The organism is Microbacterium sp. CCNWLW134, assembly GCF_037083565.1.
GTDB lineage: Bacteria > Actinomycetota > Actinomycetes > Actinomycetales > Microbacteriaceae > Microbacterium.
In genome coordinates this window covers 1,685,816-1,711,763 of the sequence record NZ_JBAOJU010000001.1, presented here as the reverse complement: position 1 = coordinate 1,711,763, position 25,948 = coordinate 1,685,816, and the positions used below count along the sequence as shown (strand labels likewise).

Genomic DNA, 25,948 nt, shown 5'->3' with positions numbered 1-25,948 from the left:
GGATGCCCCGGCACCGCGTCCCCACCGGGGCGCCGGACCGGGGCATCCGCTCTTTCCTGCTCTGCGGCTGGAAGATCAGGCGTCGGCGGTGAGAAGGCCGTAGGAGATCAGCAGCACCGTGACGATGAAGCCCGCGATCTGGTTTATCCAGAGGAAGCGGCGCCAGCCGGTCGTCGCCGTCTCGGCGGTCTCGTCGGTGACGGAACGGTAGGGCCACACGATCGCGATGTAGGGGAGGACCGCGATGACCGCCAGGGGACCGGGCCACGCCGTGGCGAGGATCACCAGGCCGGCGGCGAAGTAGCAGGCGAGGGCGAACCGAACGGTCCATCGCGCACCGCGCGCCGTCGCGATGGAGCTGATGCCCGCCGCTCGATCGGCGAGCACGTCCTGTACGGCCCCGAAGGCGTGGGAGGCGATCCCCCAGAGGGCGAAGGCGACCACGACGGCGACGAGTTGCCAGGTCCACGCGACCCCGGCGAGGACGAGGGCGTACACGGCGGGGGAGAAGAAGTGGATGCTGCTGGTGATCGAGTCCGCGAAGGGCCGCTCTTTCAGCCGAAGCGGCGGGGCGCTGTAGAACACCACGAAGAACAGGCTCGCCGCCAGGACCAGCCACGACGCGGGTGAGCCGACCCACACCAGGTAGGCCACGAAGGGCAGGCACAGCAGGCCCGAGACCCACAGGGTGAGCGCATGCAGCCGTCGATCGAGCACTGCGCCGTGCGCCCCGCCCTTCCGGGGGTTACGCAGGTCGGACTCGTAGTCGAAGACGTCGTTGATGCCGTACATCGCGACGTTGTAGGGGATGAGGAAGAACAGGGCGCCCAGGATGAGCGTCAGGTCGACCTGTCGGGTCGCCAGCAGGTAGGCCGCGGCGAACGGATAGGCGGTGTTGATCCAGCTGACGGGGCGCGACGAGACGAAGAGCTGACGGACGACGGGGCCCGGGCGCAGGGGAGTCGGGGTTGTCATGAGGTCTGCTCCCGGCGGGGCCGTCGGGCGGTCAGCAGGGTGTGAACGGCCGGGACGAGGAACGCCGCGGCGATCGCGTAGGCGAAATCCTCGATGGGCGCGAGCCCGATGAGGATGCCGCTGCGGTGTTCTTCGTCGTAGGCCACGAGTCCTGTTCCGATGATCACGTTGTCGAAGATGGCGGTGAGGATGACGAGCACCACCGCACCGGCGAGGGATGCTCCCATCCTCTCGCGGAATCGCGGCAATCGCACGGTGGCCAGGGTCGTGGCGGCCGCGAGGAGGAGGAACGGGATGTTGATCAGCACGTAGGTCATGGCCGTCGCTCCTCATCACGGGCCGCGCGGCGGCGGGCCCGGTGCTCTCCCAGACGCATCGCGGCGCTGTAGAACAGCACCGCGAGATAGCAGAGGAAGGTGAGGAAGAAGACCTCCTCGATGGGCAGCTCGGGCGCGATCGAGATCCCGATGTAGAGGGGACTGTCCCCCTGGAAGAACACCCCGGTGAGGATGCCGACGACATCCCACGCGAGGAAGAACAGCACGCCGACGGCGATCGAGACGACCGTGGCCAGCGGCGTCCGCCACAGCGCCAGGCGGAAGCGCGCGTCGATCACCGCCATCCCCGCGCCCGAAAAAACGATCGCAAGAAGGTAGAGTCCCGGCACCTCAGACCCTCGCAGGCTCGGGGAGCGGCCCCGGGCTCCGGTCGCCCCGCAGCCGCTTCAGCACGAGCTCGGCCGAGATGAGGCACATCGGCAGACCGATCCCCGGAAGGGTCGAGGACCCGGCATAGACCAGACCCCGCACCTTCTTCGACGCGTTGCGCGGTCGGAAGATCGCGCTCTGGTTCAACGTGTGGGCGAGCCCGAGCGAGTTGCCTCGCCACGCGTGCAGATCGTGCAGGAAATCGCCGGGCGTGATCGTGCGGCGTACGACGATGCGATCGGCGAGGTCGGGGATACCCGCCCACTGCGCGATCTGCGCGATCACGTGGTCGGCGGCCGCCTCGATGCGCGGATCTCCGTCTCCGTCGACCCCGCCTCGTCCGAGCGAGGGGTCGGCGGGAATGGGAACCAGGACGAACAGGTTCTCGTGCCCCGCGGGCGCAACGGTCTCGTCGGTGGCGCTCGGCCGGCAGATGTAGATCGACGCGGGGTCCGGGATGTGTGCATTGGCGCCGAAGATCGCCTCGAAGTTCGCCTTCCACTGGTCGACGAACATCAGCGTGTGGTGGGCGAGCTCGGGCAGTTCGCCTTCGACTCCGAGAAGGAGCAGCAGCGCCCCGGGGCTCGGCTGCTTGCGGGTCCACCACTCTTCGGGATAGGTCTGGAGCTCGCGGGGGAGGAGGGCGGTTTCGGTGTGGTGCAGGTCGGCGGCCGAGACCACGAGGTCGGCGTCGATCACCTCTCCACTGCGCAACCGAACGCCCGTCGCCCGGACCGGTCCGGTGTCGGTGGAGGTGAGGATCGCACCGACCTCGGCATCTGTGCGGATCGTGACGCCCTGTCGGCGTGCGACGCGTTCGACGGCGCGGATGACCTCGGTGAAGCCCCCGCGGGGGTAGAGCACGCGGTCATCGAGATCGAGGTGGCTCATCAGGTGGTAGAGGCTCGGCACACCGTAGGGTGAGCCGCCGAGGAAGACCGCGGGGTACTCGAGGATCTGACGGAGCATGGGCTCGCGGAATCGCTGATCGACGAAACGCGCCAGCGTCGTGGTCAACAGCGGCAGGAGCTGGGGGAGGCGCTTGAGGAGCGCCGGGTCGCGCAGGCCCGCCGTGGTCTCGTACGTGTCGTAGAGGAACCGCGAGACCGCGAGATCGTAGGCGCTCCCTGCTGAGTCGAGATAGGTCGCCAGGGTCTTCCCCGCGCCCGGCTCGATCGACTCGAACAGGGCGGTCGCCGCCTCCCGGCCGGACCGGACGTCGACGGATTCGCCCGCAGTGCCGGAGGTCTGGGGCTCGCGGTAGACCCGGTACGCCGGGTCGAGCTTGACCAGATCGAGCTCGGCGTCGGCCGTGGTGCCGACCAGCCGGAAGAAGTGGTCGAACACCTCGGGCATGAGGTACCAGCTCGGACCGGTGTCGAAGCGGAAGCCATCGCTCTCCCACGAGCCGGCGCGCCCGCCGACGTCGTCGCGTGCCTCCAGGACGGTCACGTCGTGACCCTCGGCGGCAAGCAGTGCCGCTGTGGCGAGCCCGGCGATCCCGCCGCCGATCACCACGGTTCGTTCGGCGGTCATGCGCGGGCTCCTCTCGGGTGCAGGCCCAGCATCGCGCGCGCGGCGAGAGCGGCCTTGACGGTGTCGGGTACGCGGACCCGGGTGCGGCTGTCGTCGCCCTCGCGGCGGAGCCGTCGCGAGAGCTCGGCGAAAAGGTCGTGGGCGACCGTCACGGCTCGTCGGCAGTCCGCGGGAAGCGAGGGGATCGTCGCGGCGGCGGCGGCGAGGTCGGAGTCGATGCGGTCGAGGACCTCGGTACGGCTGCGACGCCCGGTGGTGACACCGAGGTAGTCCCGGCCGAGAGCCCCCTCGTCGTGGAAGAGGTCTCGGAGGAAATTGACGTCCTGGAACGCGGCTCCGAGGCGCCGCGCGCCCTCGACCAGAGCCGGATCGGGGAGGGCGGGACGGGGGTTGTCGGCGTTGACGAACACGTGAAGACACATCAGCCCCACGACCTCGGCCGACCCGTACACGTAGGAGTCGTGCGACGCGTCGTCGTGGTTCGCAACGGTGAGGTCGGTGCGCATGGATTGGAAGAAGGGGGCGATGAGATCGGCGCCGATGAGGCACTCGCGCGCTGTACGGGCGAAGGCGTGCACGACCAGATTGGAGCTGAAACCGCGCTCGATCGCGGCCATCGTCTCGCTCTCGAGATCGTCCAGGACCGCCCGCTCGGCAGCGGGATCGAGGCCGGCCTCATGCGCGGGGCCATCGACGATCTCGTCGGCCACTCGGACCAGCGCGTAGACGTTGCGCACGTGCGGTCGCGGCCGCGTGCCCAGTAGCCGGGTCGCGAGACCGAACGAGGTCGAGTACGCGGCGATGACGGCAGCGGATGCGTCCTCAGCCGTGCGGTCGTACTGTGCGAGCCCGGTGGGACGATCGCCGGATGCGGTCACGGAATCCTCTCCTGAATGCGGACGCAGAGGTCCTGCAACAGCATTCTCGCAGCGACGGGAAGCTCCGGGGCGGCGGAGTGCTTTCCCGCTCCGGCGAGTGTGTCGTCGATGAGTTCGCGCAGGCGGGTGCGGGCGCCGCTGGCCTCGAGAGCCTCCTGCGCTTCGCGGATGGCGATCGGACCGGTGTGGGCGACCGCGAGTGCATCGTTGACGCGCGACCACGCCGCCGTCTGCCGGGCGAAGGCGATGAGCGGGGTGCGCTTGGCTTCGCGGAGGTCGCCGCCCTCCTCCTTCCCGGCCTGGTCGGCGGTCCCGAAGGCGCCGATGAGGTCGTCGACGAGCTGGAAGGCCAGCCCGATGCGTGCGCCGGCATCGCCCAGCGTCGCGATCGAGGCCTCGTCGGCGTCGGCGAGGACGGCACCGGCTTGCAGAGGTGCGCTGAAGGAGTACACGGCGGTCTTGTCCCGCGCCGCCGCGATGAGTGCGGCGTCTTCCGCGAGATCGGGGACGACGGCGTTCTCGACATCGGCGAGTTCTCCGGCCGCGGAGACGAAGACCGCGTCGTCGAGGAGCCCGAAGAGTGCTTCACGTGCGTGCGAGGTGGCGTCGGAGGTCGCGATGAGCCGGCCGGCCTCGTGCAGCAGGAGGTCGCCCGCCAGGATCCCGGCCGCGTCGCCGAGGGTCGCGGCACCGCCGGGGCTCGCCCCCGCCGTGAGCGCACGCAGGCGGAACTCGCCGCCCACGTTGGGGATGCCGCGACGGATGAGATCGTGGTCGATCACATCGTCGTGAACGACGAACGCGGTGTGGAGCAGCTCGAACGCCGCCGCGACTCGGTAGACGGTCGGCAACTGACCTTCATCGCCGCCGAAGGCGTGGAAGGACGCCACGACGAGGGCGGGTCGAAGACGCTTGCCCCCGGACGCCGCGCGGGCGATGGCCTCGCCGAGCACGCAGAAACCGTCACCCAGGCGCGCGGCGCGGTCGCTGATGCGCTGCACCGCCGAGTCGATGGCGAGGTCGATCTCGGCACTGGTGGCAGCGGGGATCATGAGGCCCGTCGTTGGGGTTCTGAGGCGTCGAAGAGGTGCAGCTGCTGCGCCTGGAGGACGAGCCACGGGCTGAAAGCCCACGGGGTGGTCACCAATGACGCCGCGAGATCGGCGGGGTGGACCCAGCGGGCATCCATCACTTCCGCGGGGTTGAGCACGGGTTCGTGCTCGGCGCGAGCGGTGTAGACCGGGCACACCTCGTACTCCACGACGCCACTGGCATCGGTGGCGCGATAGCGGAAGAGGGGGAGGGCGAGCTGGATGTCGCTGAGAACGAGTCCCAGCTCGGAATCGGCGTGGCGTCGCACGGCCGAGAGCACGGGCTCAGCCGGTCGGGGGTGGCCGCAGAACGAGTTGGTCCACACGCCCGGCCAGGTCTTCTTCGACAGGGCACGGCGGGTCACGAGAACCTCGCCGGCGTCATTGACGACGTGGCACGAGAAGGCCAGGTGAAGCGCAGTGTCACTGCCGTGCACGCTCGATTTGGGCGCGGTGCCGATGGCGCGGCCGGCCTCGTCGAGAAGGACGACGTGGTCGATCTCCGTCATGGCACCTCCTGATCATTTCGCTAGTTTTCCTAGCGATATCGGTTGGTCGATGATACAAGGAGGCTGTAGGGGTGTCTACACGGCGCCCCTGCTGCTCCGCACCCCCGCGCGCGGCGATGGCGGGCGCCCCAGGCGCCTGCAGTTCCATGATGCCCTGGAAAATGCGGAAGGCGCCCCTTCCGGGACGCCTTCCTTTTGTTGCGGGGGCAGGATTTGAACCTACGACCTCTGGGTTATGAGCCCAGCGAGCTACCGAACTGCTCCACCCCGCGGCACAAGAGAAAAGCCTAGCACGCGAGACCGCCGTCGTCGAACCGGGACGGGCCGCGGTTGCCGAACGCCCCCGCTGACGGGCAGGGTAGCTGCATGCCCGCTGTGCCCGAGAACGTCGTCGACGACAGGCTCGACGGGCGCGACGAATCGCCGGCGGAGCGTGCCGATCGGAACTGGAACGAGGTGCTGCAGGAACTGCGCGTGCTGCAGACCGGCACCCAGATCCTCACCGGTTTCCTGCTCGCCCTGGCGTTCCAGCCTGCTTTCGCCGACCTGAGTGGCGCGCAGCGGGGGTTCTACCTCGTGCTCGTCGTTCTCTCCGCTTTGAGCGCCATCATCGCCCTCGCTCCGGTGGCGCTGCATCGCGTGCTTTTCGGGCAGGGTCTGAAGGCCACGGTCGTACGGTTCGGTCACGGGGCGCTCCTGACCGCCCTCACCATCGTCGCGCTCCTCCTCTCCGGTGTCGTCGCGTTCGTGTTCGACGTCGTCCTCGACACGGCGTGGGCTGCGTTCGTCGCAGCGGGCCTCGTGCTGCTGGTCATCGTGCTGTGGATCGTCGTCCCGGCTGTCGTCCGGCTCCGCCATCGCGCGACCATCCACGCGACATCGGAAGGAAAGGGACGATGACGGCCGTGAGCACCGTCGCCACGGCGGTCGTGCAGTTCGCGCCCGCCGCCGATGTCGAGGCCAATCGCCGCACGGTCGCTGAGCTCGTGCGCACCGCCGCCGACCGGGGCGCCCGCGTCATCGTCCTCCCCGAATACTCGAACTACTTCATCGACCCCTTCGACCAGTCGCTGGCCGCGCACGCCGAGACCCTCGACGGGCCCTTCGTCGCCGCGCTGCAGCAGCTCGCCCGTCAGACGCGGACCCATATCGTCGCGGGGTTCCTGGAGCGCGGCGAGCAAGGTCGCGTCCGCAACACCGTCGTCGCCGTCGCCGATCGCGGCGTGGTCGCGGTCTACCGCAAGATCCACCTCTACGACGCCTTCGGACAGCGCGAGTCGGACTGGATCCAGCCGGGCGAGACCTCTGCGCCGGAGACCTTCAGCGTCGCCGGCATCCGATTCGGATTGATGACCTGCTACGACCTGCGATTCCCCGAGATGGGACGGATGCTCGTCGATGCCGGTGCCACCGCCTTCCTCGTGCCCGCGGAGTGGGTGCGGGGCCCGCTCAAAGAGCATCACTGGCAGACCCTCCTGCAGGCCCGCGCGATCGAGAACATCGTCTACGTGGTCGCCGCTGACCACCCGCCGCCCCTCGGAGTCGGGCTGTCGAGCGTGGTCGACCCCCAGGGGGTCGTCGTCGCGGGTGTCGGGTCGGGGACGGATGTCGCGATCGCGCACCTGGATCCCGCGCTGGTCGACCGCGTTCGTCGACAGAACCCCGCGCTCGGGCTCCGTCGATTCCGCGTGATCGTCGACTCCTAGCCCGGCCCGCCGCCGGCTCGCCCGTCCTGCAGTCTCGACAGACGACGTACGGCCTCATCCAGGACGGACGCCTGTTTGCAGGCGGCGAAACGGATGAGGCTCGACACAGCGGGACGCTCCTCGGGCCGGACGAAGGCGGTGAGAGGTACGCCGACGACCCCGATCCGCTCGGCCATCTCTCGGCAGAACGCGTCGGCGTCATCCACGTCGAGGGCCCGGGCATCCACGACGGTGAAGTAGGAGGCCGCGGGGACCGGCACGTCGAAGCCGGCTGCGCGCAACCCCTCGCCGAGCAGATCCCGCTTGTGCCGGAGCGAATCCGCGACCGCGGCGAACCAGTCGTCGGGGAGCCGCAGCCCCGCGGCGATGGCGGGTTGGAAGGGTGCGCCCCCGGAGTAGGTGAGGTACTGCTTCACGGCGACGAGTGCGTCGATCAGATCAGCAGGTCCGGTGGCCCAACCGATCTTCCAGCCGGTCGTGGAGAAGGTCTTCCCCCCGGACGAGATCGACACGGTCCGCTCCCACGCCCCCGGCATCGCAGCGATCGGCGCGTGCCGGCTGTCGAAGACCAGGTGCTCGTAGACCTCGTCCGTGACGATCCAGGCATCGTGCTCGTGCGCGAGCCGCACCACCTCGGCGCGGAGCTCTTCCGAGAACACCGTTCCGGTGGGGTTGTGCGGATCATTGACGAGGATGACGCGGGTCCGCTCGCCCACAGCGGCCCGCAGATCGTCCGGATCGGGTTGGAAGTGCGGGAAGCACAGCGGGACGGTGACCAGGCGCGCGCCCGACAGCGCGACCAGTGCCGCGTACGCGTCGTAGAAGGGCTCGAAGACGACGACCTCGTCGTCGGCACCGTCCACGAGGGCCAGGAGGGCGGCCGCGAGCGCCTCGGTCGCGCCTGCGGTGACGAGGACGTGACGTTCGGGGTCGAGGTGCATCCCGTAGAACCTCTGCTGGTGCAACGCAATCGCTTCCCGCAGCTCGGCGACGCCTCGTCCGGGTGGGTACTGGTTGACGCCGTGGGCGATGGCTGCGCGGGCCGTCTCCAGAACGATCGCCGGCCCGTCCTCGTCGGGGAATCCCTGACCGAGGTTGATGGCGCCGGTTCGGGCCGCGAGTGCCGACATGTCGGCGAAGATGGTGGGGCGGGGGCGTCCGTCCGAGGACAGCAGCCCGGCGCCCTCGGCCGTGCGCCGCCAGGCTCCGGGAACGGTTCGCGGCATCGTGGGCATCCCTCCTGCACGGGTTCCTCAGCATTGCATAGGCGCATCGCGGGCGGATCATAAGAAACCCACAGGATGGATGACCACGCTGGTCAGCAGATCGAACAACACGCGATCGAAGGTTTCGATGGGCTTTCGGCCCGAGGAGGAACGAAGATGAGCGAGAACACGAGCGACCGTCAGCCGGAAGACGTCCCCGCCACGCCCCCCGTCCCTGAGACGCCGGCGGCGGCGGCCGCCCAGCACACTCCGCCCGCCGGCTGGCACGTTCCGCCGCGCCCGGCGCCGCCGACCCCCACGTCGGGTGCGCCATATCCGGTGGGCGCCGGGGCCTCGTTCGGCTCGCCGAGCCAGCCGACTCAGCCGACCCAGCCGACCCTTCCGCTCGGTGATGGGGGGCGCGGGTACGGCGAGACGCCCGCCGCAGCACAGGAGACGGCGACGTCGACCAAGCGCAAGTCCGGCGCCGTCCGCGTCGCCGGGCTCCTGGTGGCCGCCGCCGTCGTCGGCGGAGCCGCTGGGCTCGGCGGCGCCTACGCCGGAGTCTCCCTGTTCCAACCGGCGTCGACCGCGACCACGGCGACCGGACCGACCAGCGTGACGGTCAACGACACCGACGACGTCAACCAGACCACGGCGATCGCCGCCAAGGTGGTGCCGAGCGTCGTGACGATCGAGGCTGCGGGTGGTGCGGGAAGCGGCACCGGGTCGGGCGTCATCCTCTCCAGTGATGGATACGTCGTGACCAACACGCACGTGGTGACCCTCGATGGGGCGACCGGAGACGCCGCGATCCGGGTGACCACTTCGGACGGGCGAGTGTTCGACGCCGAGATCGTCGGCACCGATCCGCTGTACGACCTCGCGGTGATCAAGCTCCAGGACGCCGACGGACTCACCCCGATCGAGTTCGCCGACTCATCGGACCTCAACGTCGGTGACGAGACGACGGCCGTCGGAGCACCCCTGGGGCTGTCGAACACCGTCACGACGGGAATCGTCAGCGCGCTCAACCGGTCGATCGAGATCGCGTCTTCCGCCGCTCCCGACGAGGGTGATGCCGATGAGAACCAGGGCGAGGCTCCGCCGTTCTCGTTCGACTTCGGCCAGGGTCAGCAGTCGGGTCAGCCGGCGGAGTCCATCAAGATCGCCGTCATCCAGACCGATGCCGCGATCAACCCGGGGAACTCCGGCGGCGCACTGGTCGACTCGCAGGGCCGCCTCATCGGCGTCAACGTGGCCATCGCCTCCGCGGGGGGAACCTCGTCCACGCAGGGCAACATCGGCGTCGGGTTCGCCATCCCGTCAGACATCGTTCAGCGCGTGACCGATGAGCTGATCGAGAACGGCTCGGCGACCCATGGCCTGCTCGGTGCCAACGTCCAGTCCGCCGCCTACGTCGACGACGCGGACATCACCGGCGCCTACATCGCCGAGGTCACCGCCGGTGGTGCGGCGGAGGCCGCGGGACTTCGCGCGGGCGACATCGTCACCGAGTTCAACGGCGTTCCGATCACCGACTCCGTCGACCTCACCGCGCAGGTCCGCGCACTCGCCGCCGGCAGCGAGGTCTCGCTGACCTACGTCCGCGACGGTCGTGACGCCACCGCGGATGTGACCCTGGGCGAGCTCGAGCAGTAGGGTCCTCCCGGTTCGGACGCCATCCCGCGATAGGCTCGCGGGATGGCGTCCTTCTCGTTCGGCGCGGGAAATGCACGCAAAGTGGCGAGCATTCCGCTGTACGCGCTCGGTCGTGTCGTGACGCTCGTCGTCCCGCGCCGGCCCGACCTGTGGGTGTTCGGCTGCGCGGTGGGCATCGCCGATGGGGCTCTCGCTCTCTGGGAGGAAGCGGAGGCGCACGGACGGCGCGCGGTGTGGCTGACCGCGTCCCAGGACGAGGAGCGGGGTGCCGCGGCCCGCGGCATCCCGACGGTCAGGAAATCCACACTCCGGGGTTTCTGGCTCACCGCCCGGGCACGCGTGCTCGTGGTCACCCATGGGTTCGGCGACGTCAACCGATACGCCACCGGTGGCGCCTTCGTGGTGCAGCTGTGGCACGGTATTCCGCTCAAGCGCATCGGCCTCGATTCCCCGGAGACGCTGCGCAGCAGCATCCTGCCCCGATCGCGCGCGATGCGCGCACTCATCCGCGCCATGTATCGCGGTGCGACCCGACGCATCGGGCTCATCCCTGCCGCCTCGCACCTGGTGCGCGGCCGTCTGGAGTCCGCCTTCTCGCTCACCGACGAACGGGTGCCCGTGACCGGCGAGCCGCGTGTCGACGTGCTGTCGCGTGGCTCGGCCGCGGAGCGTCGCCGTCTGGCTCGCGATCTGCTGTCGACGACGGTGGGGACGATCGAGGCCGCAACGCGGGTCATCCTCTACGCGCCGACGTGGCGAGACGGCGCACCGGATCCGGCCGTACCGTCGCCGGCGGATTGGTCGGCGCTCGGCGACGTCCTCGAGGCGCAGGACGCCATCCTGCTCGTTCGATCGCACCCGCTCGGCGCGGGGGAGTACACACCGCCCGTTCCGACGCCGCGTATCCGGATGCTCGGCAGCGACCTTCTGCGTGATGTCACGCCGGTCCTCCCCGGCGTCGATCTCCTCATCACCGATTACTCGTCGCTGGTGTTCGATGCGGGGCTCAACCGCACGCCCGTTCTCTTCCTCGCGCCCGACATCGAGGAGTACTCGGCCCGCCGCGGCTTCTACGGCTCCTTCGAGGAGATCGCCGCGGGCGACCTCGCGTCGGACTGGACGGAGATCGTGCGGCGACTCCGCTCTGCGATCACCGACGGCCCGGAGCGCGCGCGCATGGCCGATCGCTCCGCGGCGCGCAGCGCCGATGTCCATGCCTTCCGCGACGGAGGCAACACCGCACGGGTCCACCGTGCCATCCTGAACGCCACGGGCGCCGCCACCGCCGACGGCCGCACGAGAGGACGCAGATGACAGACGCCCGGTTCCACGCCGACCCCGCGCCCGCCCTTGTGCTGTCGGGCACCGGCCCCGCGCCCGAGCGTGCGAGCCTCGAGGGGCCGCGGGCCCGTGTGTCCGCGGAGGTCGTCGCCGATGATGACGGCTGGCGGGTGGATCTGCCCCTGCACGTCGCGCGATGGGGCGGACCGGATCTTCCGCTTCCCCGCGGTTCGTACGCTCTGCGCGTGAGCGGGGCGGGGATCGATGACGCCGAGCTGCCGGACGTCCCCCTGCGCGTGCTGGGCACCCTCCGCGCCGAGCTGCGTGACGGTGCGGTCGAGATCGGCCCGCCGATCGATCCGGTGTACGACTCCGGTGAGGGCCAGGCCGCGCTCGAACGTCGATACGCCACCAGGCCGGGGGAGCTCGAGAACGCGGTCTTCTTCGAGAGCTTCTACGGACGCAACGCCAGCTGCAACCCGCTCGCCATCGATCGCGAGATCGCTCGGCGGGCTCCCGGGGTGACCCGCTACTGGAGTGTCGCGGATCTTTCCGTCGTCGTCCCGGAGGGCGCGGTGGCCGTGGTCGAGGGGAGCCCCGAGTGGTGGCGGGCCCGAGGTGTCTCACGGCTCCTCGTCGTCAACGACTGGCTCCGCCGTCGCTTCTCGCGCCGCGGCGGGCAGGTCGTCCTGCAGACGTGGCACGGCACGCCGCTGAAGCGGCTGGCCCTCCACCGGCCGGGCTTCGACCCACGACGGGCGGCGGCGGTCCTCCGCGAGTCGTTCCGGTGGGACATCCTGCTGGCGCAGAACCCGTACGCCGCGTCGGTGCTGCGGAAGGCCTACGCCTTCCTGCGTCGGCCGCTGTGGGTCGAGGGGTACCCGCGCAACGACGTGCTGGTGACCGGTGACGGTGCGAGCACGCGCGCGGCGCTGGGGATCGGTGCCGAGGAGCGGGTCATCCTCTACGCCCCCACCTGGCGAGACGACCGCGACGAGATCGTCGACTTCGTCGATCCGACGAGCCTGGCCGCCGACACCGGGTCGGTCGTGCTCGTGCGCGGTCACTCCCGCACGCTTCAGCCCGGTCACGACCTCGCCGGTCCCCGGGTCATCGACGTCACGGGTTACCCCGACACGTCAGCGCTTCTCCTGGCGGCGGACGCTCTGGTCACGGACTATTCGTCGGTGATGTTCGACTTCAGCGTCACCGGCAAGCCGATGTACTTCCTGGTGCCGGACATGGATCATTACCGGGGTACGCTGCGGGGCTTCTACTTCGACCTCGCCGCTCGCGCCCCGGGGCCCGTGGTGCGCACGCAGCCTGAGCTCGTCGCCGCGCTGACGGCGGAGGAGACCGCGCCGTTCGCCGAGAAATACGACGCGTGGCGGCGGGCGTTCAATGCCCGCGATGACGGTCGGGCGGCCGAACGCGTCGTCCGTCGCATCCTCGACCAGGGGCTCATCGAACGCGAGTGAGACGGCGGCGCCGTCGCGCGGTCACGGCAGCGGTGTGTTGCGATCCCCGATGCGCGAGGTGTCGACGGTGTCGTCGGCTCCGCGGACGAGGCCGATGAGGAACCCCGTGCCCCACGAGAGGTGCATCGTCGGGAGCACCGCGAGCGTCCACGTCTTGTCGCGCCACCCTCTCCCGCCACCGGGGCCCGCGGCTACGGCCAGGAGGAGCACGAGGTATGCGAGCACCGGCAGGTGCACGGCGGAGGCGAGGATCGATGGGATGCCGCTGAGGACGCCGGTGACCTGAAGGACGGCCACGACGACGGATGCCGCGGCGACGATGACGAGGGCGGGCGGTGCGAAGAAGCGCAGCGAGTTGACGAGGCCGTAGCGGCGTACCAGTTCGCCGCGCCACCTTCCCGTGGCGAAGAACTGCCGCGCGAGGCGGGTCCAGCTCTCCCGTGGCCAGTACGTCACCGACAGGGTCGGGTCGAACCATACGCGGTAACCTGCTCGGCGGATGCGCAGGTTCAGTTCCCAGTCCTCGCCGCGGCGTATCGACTCGTCGAACAGGCCCACCTCGTCGAGGACCGTGCGTCGCATGACACCGAGATACGCCGATTCCGCGTCGCCCTCGTCGGCCCCTCCGTGATAGGCGCCCCCACCCAGGCCGATTCGGGAGTTGTAGGCCCGTGCCACCGCGCGCTGGAAGGGCGTGCGTCCGTCGGCTCGCATCACACCGCCGACGTTGGCGGCTCCGACGCGCGAGAGGGTGTCCAGGGCGCGGCGGGTGTACCCGGGCTCGAGTTCGGAGTGCGCATCGACCCGCACGATCGTGGGGTACCTGCTCGCGCGGATCGCGATGTTCAATCCGACCGGGATGTCGGCGGCGGGGTTGTCGACGAGAACGATGCGGGAGTCGGCGGAGGCGAGCGCGGAGGCGAGCTCGGTGGTGCCGTCGCTGGAAGGCGCGAGGGCCAGGATCAGCTCGATCGGGACGTCGAGGTCCTGCATCAGCACGGTTTCGACCGCGCGGGCCAGATAGTCGCGCTCGTTGAGCACGGGCATGACGAACGACACTCCGGCGTCGGCAGGGACGGCGGGCGCATCCCGTCGTTTCCGGTCGTCTGCCTCCACCCGTCGATCATGTCACGCGACCGCTGGCTAGTCTGGACGGGTGAGATGGGTGTCCGACGCGGGGAAGGCCCTCGCCCTGGTGCGGCGGGCTCTGGACAATCGGGCTGCCGTCGCCGATGTCCGTCGACGGCAGGCGGCGGCGCCGCCTCTCCCGAAGGATCACTACCGGATCGCGGTGTACTTCGCCGACGGCGCGGTCAACATGTACCAGATGCGGCAGTGGTACCGCCCCCTGCAGGAGCTGGCGCGCACCTGGCCGGTCGTCGTGCTCAGCCGCGCCGTCACGGGTGCCCGCGCGCTGATGGAAGACGGCGCTCTGCCCGTGGCGTTCGTGCCGACGGTGCGCGACCTCGAGCAGTTCCTCATCGCCGAGGACATCCGCATCGTCTTCTACGTCAACCAGAACACGCGGAACTTCCAGATGTTCCGCTACGGGCGGCGTTGGCATGTGTTCATCAACCACGGCGAGTCCGACAAGATGTACATGACTACCAATCAGTACAAGGCCTACGACGTGGCCTTCATCGCGGGCGAGGCCGCCCGCGAACGGTTGTCGAGAGTCCTGTGGGATTACGATCTCGACCGGCGGACGCGGCAGATCGGTCGACCTCAGGCGGATCACTACGCCGGGTCGGTCCCGTATCCCGCCGACGACCGGACGGTCGTTCTCTACGCACCCACCTGGGAGGGTGATCGTCCCTCAGCGCACTACGGCTCGATCCGCACCCACGGTGAGGCCCTGGTCTCGGCCCTGCTGGCGACCGGGCGGCACCGCGTCATCTACCGTCCTCATCCCCGGTCGGGGGTCGTCGATCACGAGTACGGCGCTGCCAACCGGCGCATCATCGCCGCGATCGCCGACGCCAACGCCGCAGATGCGTCTGCGCACCACGTCTTCGACGACAAACCCGAACTGGGCTGGCAGCTCGCTTCCGCCGACATCGCTATCGCCGACATCTCGGCCATGGTCTACGACCGACTGGCGGCCGGGAAACCCCTCCTCATCACGCGACCTGCTGACCCCGCCGCCGCTGTGGACGCGCACGGATATCTGTCCGCCTGCGAATGGCTCGACGCCGACCGTGCCCCCGAGATCGTCGCCGAGGCGGATCGCGTGCTGCGGGACCCGGGTGCCGTCTCGCGGCTGCAGCAGTGGGTGCGCCACTACTTCGGCGACACGTCGCCGGGGTCTGCCACCGCGCGGTTCCATGCCGCCGTCGCCGAGCTGATGGCCTCGTGGGAGGAGTGGCACCTGCGCTCCGGCGACGGCGCCGACGATGACGACGACGTGCAGGACTCCCCGGACCGCGAGGGCGACGAGGAGCTCGATTAGCTGCCGCGCCGGCACGCCTCCCCGCAGCGGGATGTCAGAACGGCGCCGGTTCTCGGGGGTCGTCGGCGGGTTCGTCGGTGATCCGGAACTCTCCGGTGAAGGTGGTCCATTTCACCCACAGGTCGTCGGGGACGTCCTCCTCTGGGGAGAAGTGCACCCCATGGCCGGGTGGATTGTCGGTGTAGACCCGCCCTGCGGGGGAGGTCCACTCGATGACCCCACCGTCGAGTTGTCGGACGTTCCAGGCGGTGAACTGTTTCATGCTGTGGTGTCGTTGGCACAGGCAGGACAGGTTGCAGATCTCGGTTCTCCCGCCCAGGGCGGCGTCGTGGTTGTGGTCGACCTCGCAGGTGCGGGCGGGCATCCGGCAGCCCGGCCACCGGCAGTGCTTATCCCGACCTTTGAGGAACCGGACCATCGCCCCGGTCGGGCGGTACTGATCCACCGCCAACGTCAACCCGGTGACCGGATGGGTCAGCAGCCGCTCCCACACCCCGTCGCTGTTCCCCGCGAGCAGCCGGGCGGTCTTCGCGTCGATGGGGCCGACCCCGGCAAGATCGCACGGGACATCGCTTTGCCCCATGAGGGCCATGACGGGGATGACCACCTGCACCTTCGCGGTGATCGCCCCGAACCCTCCCGGTAGGTCACCAGAGCCGGTCGGGTTGAGGCTCGGGGCGGAGGTGAGGAGCATGTCGGCGAACACGTCGGCGCGGACCTCGTCCAGGGACCGGGTGTCCGGCGCCACGTCAGGATCCGCCCCGGGTTCTCGAGCGGTGATGACCGCGGTGGCTTCGTCGGTGATGCGTTGGAAGATCCCCTCGATCAGCACCGTGGAATGCACCGCCCGCAGCTCCGACATCCCGTCACCGATCGTGTACCGGACGATCTTCCGCTCCCGGAACGCCCCCGCATGCCGCTCGGTCAGTGTCCGCGGGTGCATCCGCTCGGCGAGGATCTCCAAGTCTGCCCGCGCACGGCCCGGGGTCTCGTCGAGGCAGATCTCCGCCGCGAGCTGATCGAACTCCCCCTTCACCTCCGGCGGCAGGCGTCGCCCGACATCCTCCACCACCGCGACATGCGCGCGGGCGATCAGTCCCTTTTCCAGGCAGTGCACCGTCGCGGGGTAGTCGTTCACCAACGCGAAGGCACTATCGATCTGGCGTTGCACCGACCGATCCGACAACCGCACCGCCGCAGCGATCTCCGCCGCCACACCCCGCAACGCCATATCCCGGTCCCGCACCACCGAGGATGACCCCTCCGCCAGCCGCGCCGCGAACGCCCCAGCCTCCGCCAACGCACGCGTCTGCTCCGCCTCCGCGGCAGCCAGCGCTACCTGCGCCGCCTCCACCCGGGTCAGCACACCCGTCAGCTCAGTTCGGTCCTCCTCGCTGAGGAGGGTGAGCCGCGGGTTCGAACACATGTATGAATGGTGGCACCACCCTCCGACATCGAGACCCGAAACCCTCAACCCCAGGTTGAACCGGATATCTGCATCCTTCCGCCGGGGCGCTGAGCGCCGCCGGTGACCTCGTCGGTCACCGGATCCCGCGTCACCCCGTCGTCTCGCCACCATCCGAAGCGGTCGCGCCGACGATGCGCTGGGCTGTGCTCCTCCGTCGTCCAGGACCGATCGCGCGCACCACCGTGCCGGTCGCGCCAGCGACCATCGCCCCGGCGCGTCGCAGCCCTCCCGCGGCCGCCGACTCCATTCGCTGTGCTCCAGGCCGAGGCTCCACATCGGCCGGAAGGATCTCCGGCGGAAGCCCGAAGGCGCGCCGCGAACCGACGAGCACGCGTCGACCGAGGATGTGGTTGCCCGCGCCTCCGACGGCCGCCCCGATGCCGAAGGGGAGCGCCTTGCCCAGCCAGCTCGCGCCTCCGCGGGCGGCGAACTGTCGGATGAAGGTCGACTTCAAGCGGTCGACCAGAGGCCCGACCGCGGCGCGGGGGAGGGATGTGGTGATGATCTCCCCCCAGTACGAGTCTCGCCCCGGACCTTTGCCGCTTGCTTGCTGAGCGAGCTGACGCAGCAGATCCACGCCTTCGGTGCCGAGCATCAGGGTGAGGACCAGCGCGCGCGCCCGATCAGGGTCGGCGACCGCGATCCCGTGCACTTCGGCGATCGATTGAGCGAAGAGCGTCGTCGCTTCGAGGAATCCGACGGTCTCCACGCCGCTGAGGGCGAGGGTGACTCCGGTGCCGACGCCAGGCACGACGGCAGTCGCGCCGACCGCCGCCCCGCCTGTGGTGACGGCGGTGAGGTAGCGGCGTTCGAGGATGCGGATGATCTGAGCCGGTGTCGCGTCCGGGTGTCGAAGCCGGATGCTCCGCAGATGCGCGAGCACCACGGGCCGCTGGATGGCCAGTACCCGATCCAACAGACGGACGACGTGAGGGTGCTCGTCGGACCCGGCCGGCGGGAGGCCGCCGTGCCATGGCGCGTCGTCGGTCATCGAGTGGATGCGGTGCACCTTCTCTGCCATGCCCGCGATCCTACGAGCAGGCGGCGCCCGCACCCTGGGGTGTTGACTTCGGTCATCCGGCGGGTGAGGCGCCGGGGGGACTCAGACGAAGAGGTTCGCCCGCTCGAGGTCTTCGGCGAAGTCCACTTCGACCGCATACAGGTCGGAGATGTCCATCACGCGCAGCTGCAGGCCGTCCTCGAGGATCGCCAGCTCGAGCGCGCGCTCGAAGTAGTCCTGGTCGGCAACGCGGTTCAGCTGGCGGATGAAGGCGCGCTTGTCGCGGCTGGAGATGTAGTTGATGCCGACAGCCTCGCCGATTCCGCCCACGACGGTCTTGGAGAGCTCCTTGACGAAACCGTCCTCGTCGAGGGTGTACTTGACCTCCTCGTCCGAGACCTTGGCGGTGTTGACCGTGACGAAGGAGCGGTCGTTCTCGATGAGGTCGATCGCCCGGCCGAGCACGCGCGGGTCGAACACGACGTCGCCGTTCATCCAGAGCACGCCGCCCTTGCCGGTCGCGCCCAGGGCGCGCAGCAACGACTTCGACGTGTTCGTCTGGTCGTACCGGTCGTTGTAGACGTAGTCGACCTGGGGGAAAGCGTCGACGATGGCCTCGGCGCGGTAGCCGACGACCGTCGTGATGCGGGCATCGTCGCCGAATGCGGCACGGATGTTGTCGTGCTGCTGCTGCATGATGCTACGGCCGTCGTTCAGCTCCGTGAGCGGCTTGGGCAGGCTGCGGCCGAGTCGCGAGCCCATGCCCGCGGCGAGAATTACGGTCTGAACGGTCAAGATCTGCTCCTGGAGTGTGTGATTCACTGTCGGTTAACCGACCGGACACTCCGTTGTGCCCATCTGATGGTAGCCATGTCCCCTGTGAGGAGGCATAATACCTTCCCGTCGTTGCAGGTTTGTGATATATCGAACGATGACGGTTCCCTCACAACCCGTTCGCCGAATCGGATGCGCTTGATAGCGTGATGAAGTGACTCCCTCACTCCCGATGCCCGACGACGCTGACACGGCTCGCGCCGACAGCGACGACCACGGCGTTGTGGCGCGTGAGGTCGAGATCAAGCTCGTTCCTCCCCTGACGGCATCCGACTCCGAGGATGATGCGAAGCCGGCCGCCCCCGAGGTGACCGCACCTGCGGCATCGGCGGAGGCGAAGACCCAGAGCGCAGCGACGTCGCCCCGCGCGCCGCGGAAGAGCGCGGCGCGGAAGACCCCCGCACGGAAGACCCCCGCACGGAAGCCCCCGGCGCAGAAGGCCACCGCCGCGCCCCGCGCCGCGAGCGTCTCGAGCCCGAGCGATGTCGGCGAGCCGGTGACGACCCCGAAAGCGGGTTTCCCCGACATCGACGCCGTCATCGTGCCGCCGGTGCCGCCACTGCCCCTGGTGCGTGAGGACGCGATCGTCATCCCTCCTCGCCCGCCCCTGCCCGTGCTGTCCGCGGCGACCCCGGTGCCGGAGTCTCCGATCGAGGAACCCCCGGTCCAGGAGGCTGCCGTCGAGGCGCCTCCGGTGGAGGAGCCCCCGGTCGAGGAGCCCCCGGTCGAGGAGACACCGGCCACCGAGTCGCCGATCGAGGCGTCCTCGAGGCCGGAGACGACCCTCGATGAGTCTCCTTCCGGTTCCGCTGAGACATCCGGCGAAACCGAGGAGTCCCGTCTCCACGAGAGCCCCCCGCTTTCACTCGCCGACAGCCTCGACCTTCCCGAGCCCGACATCGACCACGCGGCCCTCACCGTGCGTGGGGTGTCGAAATCCTTCGGTGGAACGCGGGCCGTCGACGGGATCGACCTCACGATCCCCGCCGGCACCTTCTACGGTCTGGTGGGTCCGAACGGTGCGGGCAAGACGACCACCCTGTCGATGATCGCCGGGCTGCTGCGACCCGATCGGGGCACGATCCGGGTCGGCGACATCGATGCCGGCGCCAAGCCCCTGCAGGCCAAGAAGCTCATGGGGGTGCTGCCTGATCGGCTGCGCACCTTCGACCGTCTCACCGGACGTCAGCTCCTCTACTACTACGGCGTGCTCCGAGGGCTCCCCTCATCGGTGGTCGAGGCGCGGAGCGCCGACCTCGCCCGCGCGTTCGACCTCACCGATGCCCTCCATCGCGTGGTGTCGGACTACTCCGCCGGGATGGTGAAGAAGATCATGCTCGCCGGCGCGCTGATCCACTCGCCGCGGCTCCTGGTGCTGGACGAACCGTTCGAGTCGGTCGACCCGGTCTCGAGCGCGGTGATCCTCGACATCCTGTCGGCCTACGTCTCGCACGGCGGCACGGTCATCCTGTCCAGTCACGGGATGGAGTTCGTGGAGCGCGTCTGCTCCCGGGTCGCGGTCATCGTGGCGGGGCAAGTCCTGGCAGAGGGCACCATCGACGAGGTGCGCGGCGAATTGACGCTCGAGCAGCGCTTCATCGAGCTGGCCGGAGGCCTGAGCGATGTGGAAGGCCTGGAGTGGTTGCACACGTTCTCCGACTGAGGATCGCCCTTGTCTTCGGTGCCCTGCGCGGCGATCGACGTCACCTCACCCGGATGATCCTGGGTTCGATCGTGCTCATCGCTGCCGTCGCGGCCGGCTGTTGGGCAGTGCTGACACTGGCCGACACGCGCGCAGGCGTCGTGCTCGCCGTGACGGTACTGGGCGGTTCTGGGGTCACCCTCGGGTTCGCGCTCGCGCCGATCGTGGCCTCGGTCTCGGACCCTCTCGACCCCCGCCGGTTCGCCGTTCTGGGGCTCGCCCCGGCCCCGCTCGCCGCGACGATCGCGGCCGTCGGTCTGGTGAGCGTCCCGATCGCTGCCGTCACGGCGGTCGCCGTCGCGGCCGGCGTCACCTGGGGCGAGCTCGGCACGCCGTGGTGGGCGATCGCGGTCGGGATCATCCTCGCCGTCGTCACCTGCGGCCTGCTCGCGCGCGTCGGGATGGCGGTGACGTCCCTGTTCCTGCGCGAGCGCCGCTCTCGCGAACTCACAGGACTGTTCATCCTCGCCGTCCTCGTCGTCGTCGTGCCCGTCGGCGTGTTCCTCGCCTCGTTGGAGTGGCGCGGAACCGTTCCGTCTCAGCTGTCCGAGGCGGTCGAGATCCTCGCCCTCACACCCCTCGGTGCGGCGTGGGCCTTGCCCGGACTGGTGGTGACCGGGGCCGAGGCCGCCCCGCTCTCCTTCCTCGTGGCGTTCCTCACCGTCGCGGCGCTCACCGGATTGTGGTTCTGGCTGGTCCGGGTGCTCCTCACCACATCCGAGCGTCCGCTCACCGGTCGTGAGCGCGGTGGCCTCGGCTGGTTCGCCGTCGCCCCGGGCACTCCGGGCGGCGCGATCGCCGCGCGAAGCCTGCTCTACTGGCTGACCGACAGGCGGTATCTGGTCAATGTGCTGGCGATCCCGGTCGCCGCCGCGCTCACCGTCGTGCCGCTCCTGGTGGCGGGTGTGCCGCTGGAGATCGCGGTGCTCGTACCCGTTCCGGTCGCCGCGCTCTTCTTCGGATGGTTGCCCCACAACGACCTCGCGTACGACTCCACAGCGGTCTGGATGCACATCGGCAGCGGTGTTCGTGGCGCCTCGGATCGTATCGGGCGACTCGTTCCGATCATCCTCATCGGCGTCGTTCTGCTCGCGGTGGCGGTTCCCATCAGCATCTCGCTCCACGGCCGGTGGTCGGCACTGCCGGCGATGACCGGGCTCTGCGCCGCGCTGTTCCTGTGCGGGCTCGGGCTCTCGAGCATCACGTCGGCGACCTGGCCCTACCCGGTGACCCGTCCCGGGGACAGTCCCTTCCAGCAGCCGCAGCGCACCGGTTCGGGCGGAGCGCTGGCCCAGGCGTTCGTCATGCTCGGTGCGATGGTGCTGAGCGCCCCCGTGGCGTGGTGGGGATGGCTGTCTCTCGGCGGGGACGAGGAGGCGACGACCCTCGCGCTCTGGGGCGGCCTTGCGATCGGGGGGTTCACGGCGATCGCCGGCATCGCGGTCGGTTCCGCCGTCTTCGAGCGGCGGGGGAGCCGCATCATGGAGTTCGCCGAGTCATCCTGAGCCATCGGTCCTGCCGGGCGTCCGACAGCGCGGGTACACTTTTCCCTCATGAGCACGCCCCTCGACAGCCCTGACCAGGGCGGCCTCGCCACCCTCGACCGCGAACTCGAAGAGCTCATCCGGGAAGAGAGCCTCGAGCCGGGAGATCACGAGCGGTTCTCGCATTACGTCAAGAAGGACAAGATCCTCGAGTCGGCGATGACGGGCAAGCCTGTGCGGGCGCTGTGCGGCAAGAAGTGGACGCCGGGCCGCGACCCCGAGAAGTTCCCGGTCTGCCCGACCTGCAAAGAGATCTACGAATCGATGGTCTGAGCGCTCACGCGACGTCGACGAAGACCGTCGGCAGCGCCGGATCCGAGCGACTGAGCGCGAGCGCCTTGACGGGGAGTTCCTCGCGGACACGCGCGTGATGCTCGCGGGCTCGGGCGACCCCGCCCGATCCCAGTGCGGCCGCGTCGGTGTCACCGGCTTCCACCAGCGCCACCTGCAGCGGCCGTGCATCGGGATGGTCGACGGCGGTCGCCATCCGTTCGAATCCGTCGGAGACTGCGATGAGTTCGGATGTCGCGGTGCCCGCCTCCAGAGTGCGGAAGGCGGTCTTCCGGCCGCCACGGGAGGCCTTGTCGGTCGAGGCTTTCGCGACGGGCACCCATCCGCCCGCGGCATCCTGTCGTGCGACCAGCTTGTAGACCATGCCGGCGGTCGGGGATCCCGACCCGGTCACCACCGAGGTTCCGACCCCATAGGAGTCCACCGGTGAGGCGGCGAGGGCGGCGATCGCGAACTCGTCGAGGTCGCTGGTCACGGTGATCTTCGTTCGCGTGGCACCGAGACGGTCGAGCTGCGCGCGCACCGCCGCCGCGACGGTGGGGAGGTCGCCCGAGTCGATCCGCACCCCGCCGAGCTCGGGCCCGGCGACCCGCACCGCGGTCTCCACCCCCGCGCCGATGTCGTAGGTGTCGACCAGCAATGTGGTCTCCACCCCGAGGGCGTCGATCTGCGAGCGGAAGGCGTCCTCCTCGGTGTCGTGCAGGAGCGTCCAGGCGTGCGCGGCCGTCCCCATCGTCGGAACGCCCCACGTCCTGCCGGCCTCCAGGTTGCTCGTCGCGGAGAAACCGGCGATGTACGCCGCGCGCGCCGCAGCGACGGCCGAGCGCTCCTGCGCTCGCCGCGACCCCATCTCGGCGAGCGGCCGGTCACCGGCGGCGACGCTCATCCGGGCGGCCGCGGTCGCCACCGCCGAGTCGTGGTTCATGACGCTCAGCGCCAGGGTCTCCAGGACGACGGCCTCAGCGAAGGTGCCCTCGACAACGAGGATCGGCGAGCCGGGGAAATAGGCCTCACCCTCGCGGTAGCCGTGGATCGTGCCGGTGAAGCGGTAGTGCTCGAGAAAGCGAAGGGTCGCGGCATCCACCACCCGATGGTCACGGAGGAACCGCAACTCGTCCTCACCGAAACGGTAGTCGGCCAACAGCTGCAGGAACCGGCCGGTGCCGGCGACGACGCCGAAGCGACGCGCGCCGGGAAGGCGTCGGCCGAAAAGCTCGAAGACGCAGCGTCGCTCGGCCGTCCCGTCCCGGAGGGCCGCGTCGAGCATGGTCAGCTCGTAGCGATCGGTCAGGAGCGCGCTGGACGGCGCGGCGGATGGGTTCATGGCGGTCACTCTATCGACGGGCGAGAGGCGGGGGCGCCGCGGCGTAGGCTGGATGACCGTGAACGATGCGCCGATCGGAATCTTCGACTCGGGGGTCGGCGGTCTGACCGTCGCCCGCGCCGTCTCGGCGCAGCTGCCGCGCGAGTCGATCCTCTACATCGGCGACACCGCGCGCTCGCCTTACGGGCCCAAGCCCATCGCCGACGTGCGTCGCTACGCTCTGGAGATCCTCGACACCCTCGTCGCGGAGGGCGTGAAAATGCTGGTCATCGCATGCAACACGGCGTCGGCTGCGATGCTGCGCGACGCCCGCGAGCGCTACGACGTTCCGGTTGTGGAAGTCATCGGACCCGCCGTCCGCACCGCGATGTCGACGACACGCAACGGTCGGATCGGTGTCATCGGCACGGACGGGACGATCGGTTCGGGCGCCTACCAGGACATGCTCGAGGTCAACGCGCGGCTGGAGGTGTTCGCCCAGGCCTGCCCCGCCTTCGTCGACTTCGTCGAAGCGGGGGAGACCGACACTCCGCGGGTCCTCGCGACCGCCGAGGAGTATCTCGCCCCACTCCGCCATGCCGGCGTCGACACCCTCGTCCTCGGATGTACGCACTACCCCTTCCTCGAGGGAGCGATCAGCTACGTCATGGGACAGGGTGTGAGCCTCGTCTCCAGCGACACCGAGACCGCCAAGGATGTCTACCGCCAGCTCGTCAGCCGCGACCTGCTCGCCGGACCCGACGCCGTCGCGCGTCACGTGTACGAGGCCACCGGCGCCTCGGCCGACGATTTCGTGCGCCTTGCCCACCGCCTGATGGGACGCGAGGTGCGCGACGTGCGTCTCGTCCAGACCGGCGCCATCGACCTGCCCGCGCCCCGGGCCTGAAGGAGACACATGTCCGAGATCACCCGTGCCGACGGTCGCAGCCCCGACGATCTTCGACCCATCACGATCGAGCGGGGGTGGAGCACCCAGGCTGAGGGTTCGGCGCTGATCTCGTTCGGCGGAACCCGGGTTCTGTGCACCGCCTCCTTCACCAACGGCGTACCCCGCTGGCTCAACGGCAAGGGAAAGGGCTGGGTCACCGCCGAGTACGCGATGCTCCCGCGCGCCACCAACGATCGCAACGACCGTGAGAGCGTGAAGGGCCGGATCGGAGGCCGCACCCACGAGATCTCCCGCCTCATCGGTCGCGCGCTGCGTGCGGTCGTGGACACCAAGGCACTCGGTGAGAACACCATCGTGATCGACTGCGACGTGCTCCAGGCCGACGGCGGCACGCGCACGGCCGCGATCACCGGCGCCTACGTCGCTCTCGCCGACGCCATCGCCTGGGGCCGGGAGCGCACGTTCATCGGTCAGCGCGCACAGGTGCTTCTCGACTCGGTCTCGGCGGTCTCGGTCGGCATCGTCGACGGCGAGCCGTTGCTCGACCTCGCCTACGTCGAAGACGTGCGCGCCGAGACCGACATGAACGTCGTGGTCACCGGCCGCGGGCTCTTCGTCGAGGTGCAGGGCACGGCCGAGGGTGCGCCCTTCGACAAGCGCGAGCTCGACGCCCTGCTCGAACTCGCCCTGGCCGGCTGTGCGGATCTCCGCGAGATCCAGGCGGCGTCACTGGGCGCAGGCGAGGAGTGAGGATGCCGCAGCGGATCGTCCTCGCCACCCACAACGCCCACAAGGTCGCCGAGTTCCAGGCGATCGTCGCGCGGGTGCGTCCCGACCTCGTGGTCTCAGGGTACGACGGCCCGGAGCCGGTCGAAGACGGAGTGACCTTCGCCGTGAATGCGCTGATCAAAGCGCGGGCTGCCGCCCACCACACCGGCCTTCCCGCTCTCGCCGACGACTCCGGCATCCGGGTCGACGTTCTCGGCGGAGCGCCGGGGGTGTTCTCGGCCTACTGGGCAGGGCATCGCAAAGACGATGCCGCCAACAGGAGCCTGCTGCTGGATCAGCTGTCGGATGTCCGTGACCCCCATCGGGCGGCGCAGTTCGTCTCGGTGATCGCCCTGGTCCTGCCCGGCGGTCAGGAGCACACCGTGGAGGGCGTCTGGCCGGGCCGACTGGCCACCGCTGAGCGGGGGACGGGCGGCTTCGGCTACGACCCGATCTTCATCCCCGACGCCCAGCCGAGCGCGTCGGAGCGGACGGTCGGGGAGTGGGAAGCCCAGGAGAAGAACGCCCAATCCCATCGGGCCCGCGCTTTCGAGCGGCTCGCGCCGCTGCTGTCAGCCCTCTGAGTCTGTGCTCCGGGGTCGGCAGCGGCTGAAAAGGACTCTCATTCCCGACAGGCGCGCCCGGCTCACC

At 69.7% G+C, this 25,948-nt stretch carries 25 protein-coding genes and 1 tRNA gene; 12 read left to right on the top strand and 14 right to left on the bottom strand.

The genetic code is table 11. From position 1 onward, the window contains the following. Positions 1 to 75: 75 nt before the first annotated feature. The 8 genes from V6S02_RS08165 to V6S02_RS08130 form a co-directional block, all read right to left on the bottom strand. On the bottom strand, positions 76 to 975 hold the full coding sequence (locus V6S02_RS08165) for a prenyltransferase (protein ID WP_336400462.1): 900 nt from the start codon (positions 973 to 975) through the stop codon (positions 76 to 78). Next, positions 972 to 1,292 (bottom strand): lycopene cyclase domain-containing protein, encoded by a 321-nt coding sequence (locus V6S02_RS08160; protein WP_124293529.1) that lies wholly within the window; start codon positions 1,290 to 1,292, stop codon positions 972 to 974. The genes V6S02_RS08165 and V6S02_RS08160 overlap by 4 nt, the downstream gene beginning before the upstream one ends. Continuing rightward, positions 1,289 to 1,642 carry a lycopene cyclase domain-containing protein gene (locus V6S02_RS08155; RefSeq protein ID WP_124293528.1) on the bottom strand — a complete coding sequence of 118 codons (354 nt, stop codon included), beginning with the start codon at positions 1,640 to 1,642 and terminating at the stop codon, positions 1,289 to 1,291. Before V6S02_RS08155 ends, V6S02_RS08160 begins: the two co-directional genes overlap by 4 nt. Before the next feature lies 1 nt (position 1,643). After that, entirely contained in the window at positions 1,644 to 3,218 is a 1,575-nt protein-coding gene (crtI, locus tag V6S02_RS08150) for a phytoene desaturase family protein (protein WP_336400461.1), read from the bottom strand. Continuing rightward, positions 3,215 to 4,096 (bottom strand): phytoene/squalene synthase family protein, encoded by an 882-nt coding sequence (locus V6S02_RS08145; RefSeq protein WP_124293526.1) that lies wholly within the window; start codon positions 4,094 to 4,096, stop codon positions 3,215 to 3,217. Before V6S02_RS08145 ends, crtI begins: the two co-directional genes overlap by 4 nt. Further along, positions 4,093 to 5,148 carry a polyprenyl synthetase family protein gene (locus tag V6S02_RS08140; protein WP_336400460.1) on the bottom strand — a complete coding sequence of 352 codons (1,056 nt, stop codon included), beginning with the start codon at positions 5,146 to 5,148 and terminating at the stop codon, positions 4,093 to 4,095. Before V6S02_RS08140 ends, V6S02_RS08145 begins: the two co-directional genes overlap by 4 nt. Continuing rightward, on the bottom strand, positions 5,145 to 5,696 hold the full coding sequence (gene idi, locus V6S02_RS08135) for an isopentenyl-diphosphate Delta-isomerase (protein WP_336400459.1): 552 nt from the start codon (positions 5,694 to 5,696) through the stop codon (positions 5,145 to 5,147). The genes V6S02_RS08140 and idi overlap by 4 nt, the downstream gene beginning before the upstream one ends. Positions 5,697 to 5,894: 198 nt before the next feature. Next, positions 5,895 to 5,968: transfer RNA gene (locus V6S02_RS08130), tRNA-Met, on the bottom strand. A gap of 94 nt (positions 5,969 to 6,062) precedes the next feature. Here V6S02_RS08130 and V6S02_RS08125 point away from each other — a divergent pair. Further along, positions 6,063 to 6,596, top strand: a complete 534-nt coding sequence (locus V6S02_RS08125; RefSeq protein WP_124293523.1) for a DUF6328 family protein — start codon at positions 6,063 to 6,065, stop codon at positions 6,594 to 6,596. After that, positions 6,593 to 7,402 carry a carbon-nitrogen hydrolase family protein gene (locus V6S02_RS08120; RefSeq protein ID WP_124293522.1) on the top strand — a complete coding sequence of 270 codons (810 nt, stop codon included), beginning with the start codon at positions 6,593 to 6,595 and terminating at the stop codon, positions 7,400 to 7,402. Before V6S02_RS08125 ends, V6S02_RS08120 begins: the two co-directional genes overlap by 4 nt. Here the strand turns inward: V6S02_RS08120 and V6S02_RS08115 are convergent. Continuing rightward, a complete protein-coding gene (locus tag V6S02_RS08115; protein WP_336400458.1) occupies positions 7,399 to 8,628 on the bottom strand; it encodes an aminotransferase class I/II-fold pyridoxal phosphate-dependent enzyme in 1,230 nt (409 codons plus the stop codon). The genes V6S02_RS08120 and V6S02_RS08115 overlap by 4 nt on opposite strands. A 156-nt stretch (positions 8,629 to 8,784) precedes the next feature. Here V6S02_RS08115 and V6S02_RS08110 point away from each other — a divergent pair, with 156 nt between their 5' ends. From V6S02_RS08110 to V6S02_RS08100, 3 genes are read left to right on the top strand one after another with little or no spacing between them, the layout of a single operon-like run. Further along, complete coding sequence (locus V6S02_RS08110) at positions 8,785 to 10,269, top strand: S1C family serine protease (protein WP_336400457.1); 1,485 nt, start codon at positions 8,785 to 8,787, stop codon at positions 10,267 to 10,269. A 42-nt stretch (positions 10,270 to 10,311) separates the two neighbouring features. Then, positions 10,312 to 11,583: a CDP-glycerol glycerophosphotransferase family protein gene (locus V6S02_RS08105; RefSeq protein WP_336400456.1), complete on the top strand. Its 1,272-nt coding sequence runs from the start codon at positions 10,312 to 10,314 to the stop codon at positions 11,581 to 11,583. After that, positions 11,580 to 13,028, top strand: a complete 1,449-nt coding sequence (locus tag V6S02_RS08100; RefSeq protein WP_336400455.1) for a CDP-glycerol glycerophosphotransferase family protein — start codon at positions 11,580 to 11,582, stop codon at positions 13,026 to 13,028. Before V6S02_RS08105 ends, V6S02_RS08100 begins: the two co-directional genes overlap by 4 nt. A 21-nt stretch (positions 13,029 to 13,049) precedes the next feature. Here the strand turns inward: V6S02_RS08100 and V6S02_RS08095 are convergent, their stop codons facing one another. Then, the gene (locus V6S02_RS08095; protein ID WP_124294490.1) at positions 13,050 to 14,075 is read right to left on the bottom strand and encodes a glycosyltransferase family 2 protein; all 1,026 of its coding nucleotides are present in this window, start codon (positions 14,073 to 14,075) and stop codon (positions 13,050 to 13,052) included. Positions 14,076 to 14,184: 109 nt separating this feature from the next. On the opposite strand from V6S02_RS08095, the gene V6S02_RS08090 reads away from it, so the two are divergent. Beyond that, positions 14,185 to 15,477: a CDP-glycerol glycerophosphotransferase family protein gene (locus V6S02_RS08090; protein WP_336400454.1), complete on the top strand. Its 1,293-nt coding sequence runs from the start codon at positions 14,185 to 14,187 to the stop codon at positions 15,475 to 15,477. 34 nt (positions 15,478 to 15,511) lie between these two features. Here V6S02_RS08090 and V6S02_RS08085 read toward each other — a convergent pair whose 3' ends face one another. The 3 genes from V6S02_RS08085 to V6S02_RS08075 form a co-directional block, all read right to left on the bottom strand. Next, a complete protein-coding gene (locus V6S02_RS08085) occupies positions 15,512 to 16,903 on the bottom strand; it encodes an HNH endonuclease signature motif containing protein (RefSeq protein WP_336400453.1) in 1,392 nt (463 codons plus the stop codon). 130 nt (positions 16,904 to 17,033) lie between these two features. Further along, the gene (locus tag V6S02_RS08080) at positions 17,034 to 17,966 is read right to left on the bottom strand and encodes a hypothetical protein (RefSeq protein WP_336400452.1); all 933 of its coding nucleotides are present in this window, start codon (positions 17,964 to 17,966) and stop codon (positions 17,034 to 17,036) included. An 81-nt stretch (positions 17,967 to 18,047) separates the two neighbouring features. Further along, on the bottom strand, positions 18,048 to 18,740 hold the full coding sequence (locus V6S02_RS08075) for a phosphocholine cytidylyltransferase family protein (protein ID WP_124293515.1): 693 nt from the start codon (positions 18,738 to 18,740) through the stop codon (positions 18,048 to 18,050). A 193-nt stretch (positions 18,741 to 18,933) separates the two neighbouring features. On the opposite strand from V6S02_RS08075, the gene V6S02_RS08070 reads away from it, so the two are divergent. Genes V6S02_RS08070 through V6S02_RS08060 form a run of 3 tightly spaced genes read left to right on the top strand, consistent with a single transcriptional unit; the run spans position 18,934 to position 22,298 of the window. Further along, complete coding sequence (locus V6S02_RS08070; RefSeq protein WP_336400451.1) at positions 18,934 to 20,442, top strand: ABC transporter ATP-binding protein; 1,509 nt, start codon at positions 18,934 to 18,936, stop codon at positions 20,440 to 20,442. Between the two features lie 53 nt (positions 20,443 to 20,495). Next, on the top strand, positions 20,496 to 21,986 hold the full coding sequence (locus V6S02_RS08065; RefSeq protein ID WP_336400450.1) for a hypothetical protein: 1,491 nt from the start codon (positions 20,496 to 20,498) through the stop codon (positions 21,984 to 21,986). A 48-nt stretch (positions 21,987 to 22,034) separates the two neighbouring features. Next, positions 22,035 to 22,298, top strand: coding sequence for a DUF3039 domain-containing protein (locus tag V6S02_RS08060; RefSeq protein WP_124293512.1), 264 nt, complete (start codon positions 22,035 to 22,037; stop codon positions 22,296 to 22,298). 4 nt (positions 22,299 to 22,302) lie between these two features. Here the strand turns inward: V6S02_RS08060 and V6S02_RS08055 are convergent, their stop codons facing one another. Continuing rightward, complete coding sequence (locus tag V6S02_RS08055; RefSeq protein WP_124293511.1) at positions 22,303 to 23,640, bottom strand: nicotinate phosphoribosyltransferase; 1,338 nt, start codon at positions 23,638 to 23,640, stop codon at positions 22,303 to 22,305. 58 nt (positions 23,641 to 23,698) lie between these two features. On the opposite strand from V6S02_RS08055, the gene murI reads away from it, so the two are divergent. The 3 genes from murI to rdgB are packed head-to-tail and all read left to right on the top strand — an operon-like array spanning position 23,699 to position 25,881. Further along, on the top strand, positions 23,699 to 24,526 hold the full coding sequence (gene murI / locus V6S02_RS08050) for a glutamate racemase (protein WP_124293510.1): 828 nt from the start codon (positions 23,699 to 23,701) through the stop codon (positions 24,524 to 24,526). A gap of 9 nt (positions 24,527 to 24,535) precedes the next feature. Continuing rightward, positions 24,536 to 25,279 carry a ribonuclease PH gene (gene rph / locus V6S02_RS08045; protein ID WP_336400449.1) on the top strand — a complete coding sequence of 248 codons (744 nt, stop codon included), beginning with the start codon at positions 24,536 to 24,538 and terminating at the stop codon, positions 25,277 to 25,279. Positions 25,280 to 25,281: 2 nt separating this feature from the next. Beyond that, the gene (gene rdgB, locus V6S02_RS08040; RefSeq protein ID WP_336400448.1) at positions 25,282 to 25,881 is read left to right on the top strand and encodes an RdgB/HAM1 family non-canonical purine NTP pyrophosphatase; all 600 of its coding nucleotides are present in this window, start codon (positions 25,282 to 25,284) and stop codon (positions 25,879 to 25,881) included. Positions 25,882 to 25,948: the final 67 nt, after the last annotated feature.